This is a genomic window from Parabacteroides sp. AF21-43, from assembly GCF_003635435.1.
Lineage (GTDB): Bacteria > Bacteroidota > Bacteroidia > Bacteroidales > Tannerellaceae > Parabacteroides > Parabacteroides distasonis.
In genome coordinates this window covers 60491-70541 of record NZ_QTMG01000030.1, presented here as the reverse complement: position 1 = coordinate 70541, position 10051 = coordinate 60491, and the positions used below count along the sequence as shown (strand labels likewise).

The window sequence follows — 10051 nt, the reverse complement described above, 5'->3', positions numbered from 1 at the left end:
TTCTCTCTCGAATGCGGGTGCAAAAGTAACGCTATAAAACATAACCTCCAAACATTTTCGGCATTATTTTTCAAGTTTTTTCTCATGGCTCAACAATCCTTACTTTTAATGTACGCACACGATAAAGGCACATATATTTATCTGTACTGATGTTGACAATATCTGGATGGGCATGGAAATAGGTTTCAAGTTTCAAGGTTTCACGAACCCCTTTTCCTCACACACGCACAAGTACATATAATACAGTTCCTCATGATCGCTCCGTCCGCCTCGGGTAAAAACATCATGTCGTGGCTACGCAAGTTCTTCGAGGCTATCCATCCCGCATAACAAACATAAAGGGATTTATTTGAAACCTATATAATGTACGCATCGTGTGTGTGAAGAAAAAGGTTTCATGAAACCTTGAAACTTGAAACCTGCCTATAGTCATTTTTTAATTCGATACACGCATAAGCAAAGAAGAGCCATACGATAGACTTAATTCCTTCAAGCCAATGACTTAAATCAAAGAACGCAAAGAGCTAAGTCATCAAGCGCAAAGACTCAACTTCTCATCCCCCAAGTTCCAAGTCCTTTATGCACCTTAATCCACAACTAATTAAAAAATCTGATAACAGAACACGAATGTCCGCTCTCATCAGTCCGACACATTGAAGCGTATTCCCACAGGGTCATCATATTGTTTTTGCAGCTTATAAAGCTCGTCTCGCATGCGTTTCATCACTGCCTCGTAACTGGGCTTACCGTAAAGGTTATTCATCTCGTGGGGATCTTCTTGGAGGTCGTAAAGCTCCCATACGTCGATGTCGTTGTAGAAATGGATCAATTTATAACGATCGTCACGTACGCCGTAATGACGCTTCACGGAATGCTCGGCGGGATACTCGTAGTAATGATAGTAAAGGGAGTTACGCCAGTTCTCCGGCCGCTCGCCTTTCAGCAAGGGAAGCAAGGACTCGCCTTGGATGTCGGCTGGGATGGGGGCTCCGGCCAGTTCCAAAAAAGTGGGGGCGTAATCAATATTCTGCACGAGCTGCGGGATATCACCCTTCTTGCCACCAGGCAGACGCATCAGCAACGGGGTGCGGAAGGATTCCTCATACATGAAGCGCTTGTCGAACCAGCCATGCTCGCCCATGTAGAATCCTTGGTCGGAGGTGTAGACGATCAACGTGTTATCCAGCAAATCGTTCTTCTCCAGATAATCGAGCACGATACCGATGTTCCGATCCACGGAATGGATCACCCGAAGGTAATCGTGCATATAACGCTGGTATTTCCACTCAGCCAGCTCCTTACCCGTGCGTTTCTTCGCCTTGAAGTCTTGGATGATCGGATCGTAATAGGCGTCCCAAGCGGCTTTCTGGTCCGGATTCATGCGGTTATAAAGCTCACGGCCGTACTTCTCCAGATCGGCGTTGGAGGAATGGATCTCGTTCTCCTTATCGGCCATTTTCAAGTCGTATACGATATCCATATCCTTGATGATGCTCATCTCCTGCTCCGAGGCGGCGATGCGGCCGGCGTAATCGTCGTAGAAGTTCTCGGGCAGCGGGAAGGTCACATCATCGTAAAGACGCAGGTCGCAGGTATCGGGCATCCAAGTACGGTGCGGGGCCTTATGGTGCAGCAGGAGGCAGAAAGGCTTGCTCTTGTCTCGTTTATTGTCCAGCCAATCAAGAGCCAGATCGGTCGTGATGTTCGTGGCGTACCCTTCGATCTGACGCTTCTCGCCGTTATCGATGAAGATGGGGTTATAGTAATCGCCTTGGCCTACGAGGATGTTCCAGTAATCGAAACCGGTGGGATCGGAGGTGAGGTGCCATTTGCCGATCATGGCGGTTTGGTAGCCAGCTTTACGCAATAGCTTCGGGAAGGTCTGCTGCGAGCCGTCGAAGGTATGGGCGTTATCGATGAAGCCGTTCTTGTGGCTGTGCTTGCCGGTCAGCATGCAGGCACGGCTGGGGCCACTGATGGAGTTGGCTACGAAGCTATTGGTGAAACGTACGCCCTCATTTGCGATGCGGTCGATGTTGGGGGTTTGGATGTATCGCTTGTCGTAGGCGCTGATGGTTTGGAAGGAGTGATCGTCCGTCATGATGTAAAGGATATTCATGGGCTTGGCGGGCTGCCCGGACGTATTCTCTTTTTGGCTACAGGAGGTGGAGGCTATCGCCGCCAGACCTGTCAGAATGAATAGTTTATTTGTTTTCATGTATTCCGCTTAGATTTATGTTGTTTTGATTGATTTTGCCTAAATACACTCAGTTACAGACTTGTAGAGACAGGGCATGTCCCGTCTCTACAATTGGTGATATTAACCTTGGTGGTATTAGCCGAGGAGGTCTTTCAGCTTGCCTTCGGATTGCAGCTTCACGATCAACTCGCCAAACAGAGTATTCGTCCAAGCGAACCACGAGCGGGTGTAATCGGAAGGATTGTCCTTATGGAAAGACTCGTGCATGAAGCCCGTGCCTCCGTCCGTATCACGAAGCGTCTCTATGCAATACCGGATCTCCTTCTCGTCGTTGGAAGTCGTAGCACGCATGATCAAGCTCATCGGCCAGATATAGTTGAAACCGATATGCGGACCGCCGATGCCCTCGCCGGCCTTTCCCTTGAAGAAGTAAGGGTTGGAAGGGCTCAGCACCAAGCGACGGGTATTCTGGTAAACCGGGTCGTTCACGTCCACACAACCCAAGAACGGCAAAGCCAGCAAGCTCGGTACGTTAGCGTCGTCCATGAAAACACGGCTGCCGTAACCATCCACCTCGAAGGCGTATACCTTACCGAATTCCGGATGCTCCACGATAGCGTATTTCTTCACGGCCTCCTCTACCTCACCCGCCAACGCCTCGCAACGGCCGGCCAAGTCCGTGTTATTTCTTACGACACGAAGAATCTCAGCCACCTGGCGAAGCGAGGTGATAGCGAACAAGTTAGATGGTACCAAGAAGCCGAACAGCGTAGCGTCGTCGGAAGGACGGAAAGAAGAGACGATTAGGCCCACCGGGTTCACCGGGCTACCCCAACCATCGTTCAAGAGGGTATCACCTTGGCGGTCCGTCACACGGGAGAAACGGTACGGCCCGAGGCTATCCTTGCGCTGTTGCTCACGGAAGGTACGGTAAACGGCCTCCATTGCCTGCTCCCATTTGCTGTCGAATACGGAGGTATCGCCAATCTCTTTCCAATAATGATACGCCAAGCGGATCGGGTAGCAAAGCGAGTCGATCTCCCATTTACGCTCGTGAAGCTCTTTCTTCATCTCCGTGCGGTCGCTCTCCCACTCGCTCCCGGTAGGGCCTTCGTTGAAGCCGTTAGCGTAGGGATCGATCAGGATGCAGGCGGTCTGGCGATTGATAGCTCCGACCAGCATTTGCCGCAAGTCCTTATCCTTCTTCGCCAAGGTGACGAAGGGGTAAACCTGCGCCGAGGAGTCACGCAACCACATGGCGTGAATATCTCCGGTGATCACGAACGTATCCGGCTTGCCGTCTACCATCTTGAACTCACAGGTCGTGTCCAAAGTATTCGGGTAGCAGTTCTCGAACATCCAAGCCAGCTTCGGGTCCTTGATACGGGCCTTGGAAGCCTTCAGTTGCTCCTCTACCGCCTTGGAGGTAAACTTACGGGCCTCGGGAGCCGGGCGCTTGCTGGCGTAATCGCCGGTCACCTTAGAGGCGATCGTGCTAAAACTCTTTTTATTGTCGGGCGTACTCACGGCGGAGTATACCTTCTCGCCAACCAACAGGCCGGCCAAGGAAATAGATCCTGTTTTCAGGAAATTACGTCTTGTAGTCATTTATATAGTTTTTATGGTATTATATTCCAGTGGCAAAGTTAAGAAAAAAAATAAAGGCTCCCAATCCTTTTCGGACCGGAGCCTTCGCCAACTCAATAATTCCTTAAATTAGCCTAAATACGATTTTAGAAGCTTGCTACGAGTTCCTTGTCTTAATCTTCTGATTGCTTTTTCCTTGATCTGGCGGACACGCTCTCTAGTGAGGCCAAATTTGTCGCCAATCTCTTCCAATGTCATTTCCTGACAGCCAATACCGAAAAACATCTTGATTATCTCACATTCTCTTTCGGTCAGTGTAGCAAGCGCTCTATCAATTTCCTTAGCCAATGACTCGTTCATTAACGACCGGTCCGCGATAGGAGCGTCATCGTTCACAAGCACATCCAAAAGGCTGTTGTCTTCGCCTTCCACGAACGGGGCATCCACGGAAATATGACGTCCGGACACCTTCAAGGTATCGGAAATCTTATCCACCGGGATATCCAACTCATCAGCAAGTTCCTCTGGAGACGGTCTGCGCTCGTTTTCCTGCTCGAACTTGGAGAAGGCCTTGCTGATCTTGTTCAGCGAGCCTACTTGGTTCAACGGAAGACGCACGATTCTTGACTGCTCTGCCAAAGCTTGCAGAATAGATTGGCGAATCCACCATACAGCATAGGAAATAAACTTGAAACCTCTCGTCTCATCGAATTTCTCGGCAGCCTTGATCAAGCCTAAGTTACCCTCATTAATAAGGTCGGGCAAACTCAAACCTTGGTTCTGATATTGCTTAGCCACAGAAACGACGAAACGGAGATTCGCACGGGTCAATTTCTCTAACGCCCTACGGTCTCCTCTTTTGATAGCCTGTGCCAATTCCACTTCCTCTTCTACCGTGATAAGATCTTCTCGACCAATCTCTTGAAGATATTTATCCAGCGAAGCGCTTTCGCGGTTGGTAATGGACTTTGTGATCTTTAATTGTCTCATTCAATTTGTTTAATTGAGAATACGGGGTGCAAAGATAACCATTTTTGTTGAAAGAATTGGCTGGATGCACCCCACATCCAGCCAATTAAAAACCTTTAACAATCTTTTCACACCTATAAGACTACAGTCCTTGTTTATCTTATTCGGCAAGATCTATCGCATAGTACTTCGTACGTCCGTTCGGGTAGAAGCCTTTAATGAAGAGGCCTTGATCTTCCGTACGTCCTTGAAGTATGCTTTCCACAATCTTTTCCAAGTCTTCCGGAGCAGAGATCTTCTGGTTGTTTACAATCATGATAATGAAGCCTTTCTTTATACCGGCGTCTTTCAGTTTGCCGCTGGTCAGACCGGTGACCTCGATACCATAACTTACACCTAACTTACGTTTCTGCTCGTCGTTCAAAGCCTTGAACGCTGCGCCCATAACCTCTGCGCTGTCACCACCCTTCACGACCTTGGTGCTACCTTGCGCATTACGGAGTTCTACCGTGAATTTCTTCGTGCTACCGTTGCGGTTGATCGTCAACTCTACCTTGTCGCCCGGACGGTATTTGCTGATCTGCTCTTGCAAAGCGCTAGACGATTTGATCTTCACGCCGTTCACAGCTACAATCACGTCACCCTTCTCGATTCCGGCTTCCTTAGCGGAGCTGCGCTCGGCGAAACCACCTACGTAAGCGCCCTCGAATACTTTCACTTTCTCTTTCTCAGCGTCCGGCACGTATTGCGGGTCTTGTATCAATACGCCTAATACAGCACGCTGCACGGTTCCGAATTGCTTCAAGTCGTTAGCCACCTTACCGGCGATGCTGATAGGCACGGCGAAAGAGTATCCGGCGAAGTTACCGGTCTCGGAGTAGATAGCGGTATTGATACCGACTAACTCGCCTTTCGTGTTCACTAGCGCCCCACCACTGTTACCCGGGTTCACGGCGGCGTCTGTCTGTATAAACGACTCGATCTTGCTACGATCCTTGCCACCGGCGCCGATGTTACCACGGCTCTTAGCACTCACGATACCTGCCGTAACGGTAGAGGTCAAGTTAAACGGGTTACCTACCGCCAACACCCACTCACCTACTTTCAACTTCTCAGAATCACCAAAGGGGATCGTAGGTAAGTCGGTTGCCTCGATCTTGATCAAGGCGATATCTGTTGTCGGATCAGCCCCTATAATCTTTGCCGGGAATTTCCGGTTATCGTTCAAGGTAACCTCCAGCTCATCGGCTCCGTCGATCACGTGGTTGTTCGTGATGATATAACCATCCGTAGAGATAATGACACCCGAGCCGGCGCCCACACGAGGTTGCTGTTGCGGACGTTGGAACCCTCCACGGCCACCGAAGCCGAAGAAATACTCGAACGGGTCCATATACTGCTGACCGCCGTCCCCGTTAGAGGCTTGCGCGTTAGCCGTGGCCTTGATATGGACAACCCCGTGGATAGCGCTCTCGGCGGCCGTAGTGAAATCGATATTCTCGGCGGCCACGGTTCCATAATTCGTCAATCGATACGGTTGCTTGAAGGTATTCTCAACTCCGGAGGCCAACTCCACCGGACGTTGATTCTTATTCATCAGGTAAGTACTCGTTCCGATCGCGGCACCAGAACTAATGGCTGCTATCAGAGCAACACCAAGCACATTCTTCCAGATATTTTTCATACTTTTCTTATTTAATTAAACACTTAAATTTAACAGTTTCTTTACGGCAAAGAAAACTCAAAAATTGTGCGGATATTCCATTTCCATCGTATTTTTTATCACTTTTAACGAGGCATCACAGGGGCTTAACCGCACTTAACAGTACTGTGTATTGCAAAGTACCTTTTTAACAATTAAACAGCAGACGAATTGACAGTTGACACGCGATAACTGACAGTCGGCAATCGATAAATGACAGTCGGTTACTGGCAATCTACAATCCTTGTTCGTATAAAAAACACTTAGGAGACAGAATATGTTTACGGCTGAAAAAGAAAATGTTATCCTATCTCTCCTATGCGTCTCCAAAATAATTGTCAACCGCCGACCGCCAACTGTCAACTAAAATACCTATCTTTGTCCTATCGCAGTCTGCCGGTCTGTCGCTCACCTTCGGGTGTGAGGAAAGTCCGGGCAACACAGAGCACCATACTTCTTAACGGGAAGCTGTCCGTGAGGGTAGAGTAACGTAACAGAGAATAACCGCCGGACTCGTCCGGTAAGGGTGAAAAGGTGAGGTAAGAGCTCACCGGGTCCCGTAGCGATACGGGATGCCGTACGTCTTATGGGTTGTAAGGTCATGTATACCGGCGCATGTAGGATGGCTCGTCCGATGCCGGGGGGTAGACCGCTAAAGCTTACCGGCGACGGTAAGACAAGATAAATGGCAGGCGCCTCTTTCCAAAGAGGTACAGGACCCGGCTTATAGGCAGACTGCTTTTTTTATTTGCCAATTAAATCATGTGCCGATATGCCCAAAAACAAGCCACGGGAAGAAAAGAAACCTATTGGAGAACGGATCAGCGCATTATTAGCACGAACCATCCGTTTCGTAACCTACGACATTTGGCGGATTACCGAGAATGAAGTTAGTGGGCTGAAGGAGATTTATATCAATATCATCAAGACGGTCATACTCGCCGTGCGGGGTTTCCAGAGCGAGAACCTGCAAACCAAGGCGTCGGCGCTTACCTACAGTACCTTGTTATCTATCGTACCTTTGCTGGCCGTATTATTAGGTATAGCTAAGGGCTTCGGTTTCCAAGGGACGGTACGGCAGGAGTTGTTCGATTATTTCCCCGGGCACGAGATGGAGCTGAACAAGGCGTTCGAGTTCGTGGAGAGCTATCTGGCGCAGGCGCAGGGGGGAGTGATCATCGGGGTCGGTTTGATTTTGTTGTTTTATACGGTGATCAACTTGATCTCGTCCGTAGAGGATACGTTCAACGATATCTGGCAGATCCAGAAATCCCGGCCGTGGTACCGGAAGATATCCGATTATCTGGCCTTATTCCTCGTGCTGCCGGTGCTGATGACGGCATCCAGCGGTTTGTCCATCTTCATGTCTACCTTGCAGAACTCGTTCTTGGGGCAATACTTATTTTTTACGCCGCTCATGGAGTTGTTCTTGCATATAGCGCCCTATATTATCACGACATTGGCTTTCACGGGGCTGTACGTCTCCCTGCCGAATACGAAAGTGAGGTTCGTGAACGGGTTGGTGGCAGGCTTTATCGCTGGTTGCGCCTTCCAGTTGTTCCAATTTATTTATATCAGCGGGCAGATTTGGGTGAGCAAGTACAACGCTATTTACGGTAGTTTCGCCGCACTGCCTTTGTTGTTGCTCTGGTTGCAGCTTTCTTGGTTGATTTGCTTGTTTGGCGCAGAGCTGTCGTACGCCTCCCAGAACGTGAAGAAATTCAGCTTTGAGAGGGACAGCAAAAGTATCAGCCGCCGGTACAAGGATTTCCTGACCCTGCTGATCGCCTCGCTGATCATCAAACGGTTCGTGAAAGGCGAGAAACCCTATACGGCCGACGAGCTATCCGACGCTTACCGCATCCCTATCCGCATAACGACACAGATCCTATACCTGCTCACGGAGTTGAACATCATCATCGAGGTGAATTACGGGAATGACGACCGTGTGGCATACTACCAGCCGGCGATCGATGTCAATAAGATCACGGTCAGCTACCTGCTGACCCGCATGGACGAGTATGGTTCCGAGAACTTCAAGATTGACACGAGCAAGCTTTTCAGCAAGGAATGGAAAGCCCTGCTGAAGACACGTGAGGATATGATAAAGGCAAACGACAATATCCTGCTGAAAGACCTATAGGGAATTGAAAATTGAGAATTGAGAATTGAAAATTAATACAGGAAATAGGGATTTGACGAGTGGGGCGGTATGGAAGGTGATCCTGCGTTTCGCTTTCCCTTTGCTGATCGGCAATCTGCTGCAACAACTTTATAACGTGACCGACAGCGTCATTGTCGGGCAGTTTCTAGGGAAAGAGTCGTTGGCGGCGGTATCGGCTTCCTTCTTCATCTATTACTTTATTATCTCGCTGGTGATCGGTATCGGAAGCGGAACGTCGGTGGTGATCTCGCAGTTTTTCGGGGCGAAGGAGTTCGATAAGGTGCAAAAAGCCTTCTCATCTTTCTTTATCTTCATGTTGGTCGCAGGGGTATTGCTGTCCATAGCGGGGATTATTTTTGCCGAGCCGATGTTCAGGCTGACGAACACGCCGGAGGACGTGATCCCGCAGGCGGTCGCTTATTTCAGGATTTATGTAGGGGGTACGTTCTTGTTCGTCACTTTCAATAGCATTATCTCCATATTGCGGGGTGTCGGGGAGTCCGTGCGCCCCATGCTGTTTATCCTGCTTACCACGATCTTGAATATCGCCTTGGATTTACTCTTCATTGTCGTTTTCAAATGGGGGATCGAAGGGGCGGCACGGGCTACGGTGATCGCCCAAGGGATCGGCATGTGCGTGGCCCTAGGCTACGTGAACAACACCCATCCCCTGCTCTCTATCAAGAAACAGGATTTATTGTTCGATATGGGACTGTTCAAGGAAGGGCTCCGCATCGGGCTTCCCTCCAGCGTACAGCAATGTGCCATCTCGCTCGGATTGATTGCCTTGCTGGGGATCGTGAACAGTTTCGGCACGGATACGCTCACCGCTTACGGGGCAGCGGGAAAGATCGACACGATCATCATCCAAGCGGTATTGACCCTCTCTGGGGCGCTAGCTGCTTTCTGCGGGCAAAACATCGGAGCTGGGCACTTGGACCGGGTACGTGACGGGGTACGATTCGCCATGCTTGTCAACCTATTGCTGGGTCTAGCAACCTTCACGGCCATCTATTTCTTCGGGGACAAGATGATGCTGGCTTTCACCAAGGACCCGGAGGTGATCCGGATTGGCAAGGAATATTTATTGATCATGGGAGGATTCTTTATCGTACACGGCGGCTTGAACGTCTTCAACGGGGCATTACGGGGAGCTGGCGATACCCTGTTCCCGATGGCAGTAAGCATCACTTGTCTTTGGCTGATACGCATTCCCCTCGCCTATTGGTTTAGCTCTATCTGGGGACGGAGCGGTATCTGGTGGGCCATCGGCGCCAGCCTTTGCATCGGGCTTACAATCACCTATATCTATTATAAATTGGGATTCTGGAAGAACAAAGGGCCTTTACGGAAGAAATAAGCATAGCTTATTATTCGTTTCCGTCGGGGTCGCATCGCCCGATCGCTTGATTGAATATAGAAAAAGCCC

Annotated in this window: 6 protein-coding genes and 1 other RNA gene; 3 read left to right on the top strand and 4 right to left on the bottom strand. The window is 49.7% G+C overall.

What is annotated here, in order from left to right:
- Nucleotides 1-640 precede the first annotated feature (640 nt).
- From DWX84_RS17790 to DWX84_RS17775, 4 genes are all read right to left on the bottom strand, one after another.
- Nucleotides 641-2218 carry a sulfatase gene (locus DWX84_RS17790; RefSeq protein WP_005862019.1) on the bottom strand — a complete coding sequence of 526 codons (1578 nt, stop codon included), beginning with the start codon at nt 2216-2218 and terminating at the stop codon, nt 641-643.
- A gap of 117 nt (nt 2219-2335) precedes the next feature.
- Entirely contained in the window at nt 2336-3808 is a 1473-nt protein-coding gene (locus tag DWX84_RS17785; RefSeq protein WP_008773993.1) for a glycoside hydrolase family 125 protein, read from the bottom strand.
- A 108-nt stretch (nt 3809-3916) separates the two neighbouring features.
- The gene (locus DWX84_RS17780; RefSeq protein ID WP_005641668.1) at nt 3917-4777 is read right to left on the bottom strand and encodes an RNA polymerase sigma factor RpoD/SigA; all 861 of its coding nucleotides are present in this window, start codon (nt 4775-4777) and stop codon (nt 3917-3919) included.
- A 139-nt stretch (nt 4778-4916) separates the two neighbouring features.
- Nucleotides 4917-6440, bottom strand: coding sequence for a Do family serine endopeptidase (locus DWX84_RS17775; protein WP_005866098.1), 1524 nt, complete (start codon nt 6438-6440; stop codon nt 4917-4919).
- Nucleotides 6441-6846: 406 nt separating this feature from the next.
- On the opposite strand from DWX84_RS17775, the gene rnpB reads away from it, so the two are divergent.
- The 3 genes from rnpB to DWX84_RS17760 all read left to right on the top strand — a co-directional run bounded on the left by rnpB (nt 6847) and on the right by DWX84_RS17760 (nt 9982).
- Nucleotides 6847-7201, top strand: an RNA gene (gene rnpB, locus DWX84_RS17770) — RNase P RNA component class A.
- A gap of 29 nt (nt 7202-7230) precedes the next feature.
- Nucleotides 7231-8601, top strand: a complete 1371-nt coding sequence (locus tag DWX84_RS17765) for a YihY/virulence factor BrkB family protein (protein WP_036612322.1) — start codon at nt 7231-7233, stop codon at nt 8599-8601.
- 25 nt (nt 8602-8626) lie between these two features.
- Nucleotides 8627-9982 carry an MATE family efflux transporter gene (locus DWX84_RS17760; protein ID WP_008778066.1) on the top strand — a complete coding sequence of 452 codons (1356 nt, stop codon included), beginning with the start codon at nt 8627-8629 and terminating at the stop codon, nt 9980-9982.
- Nucleotides 9983-10051 lie beyond the last annotated feature (69 nt).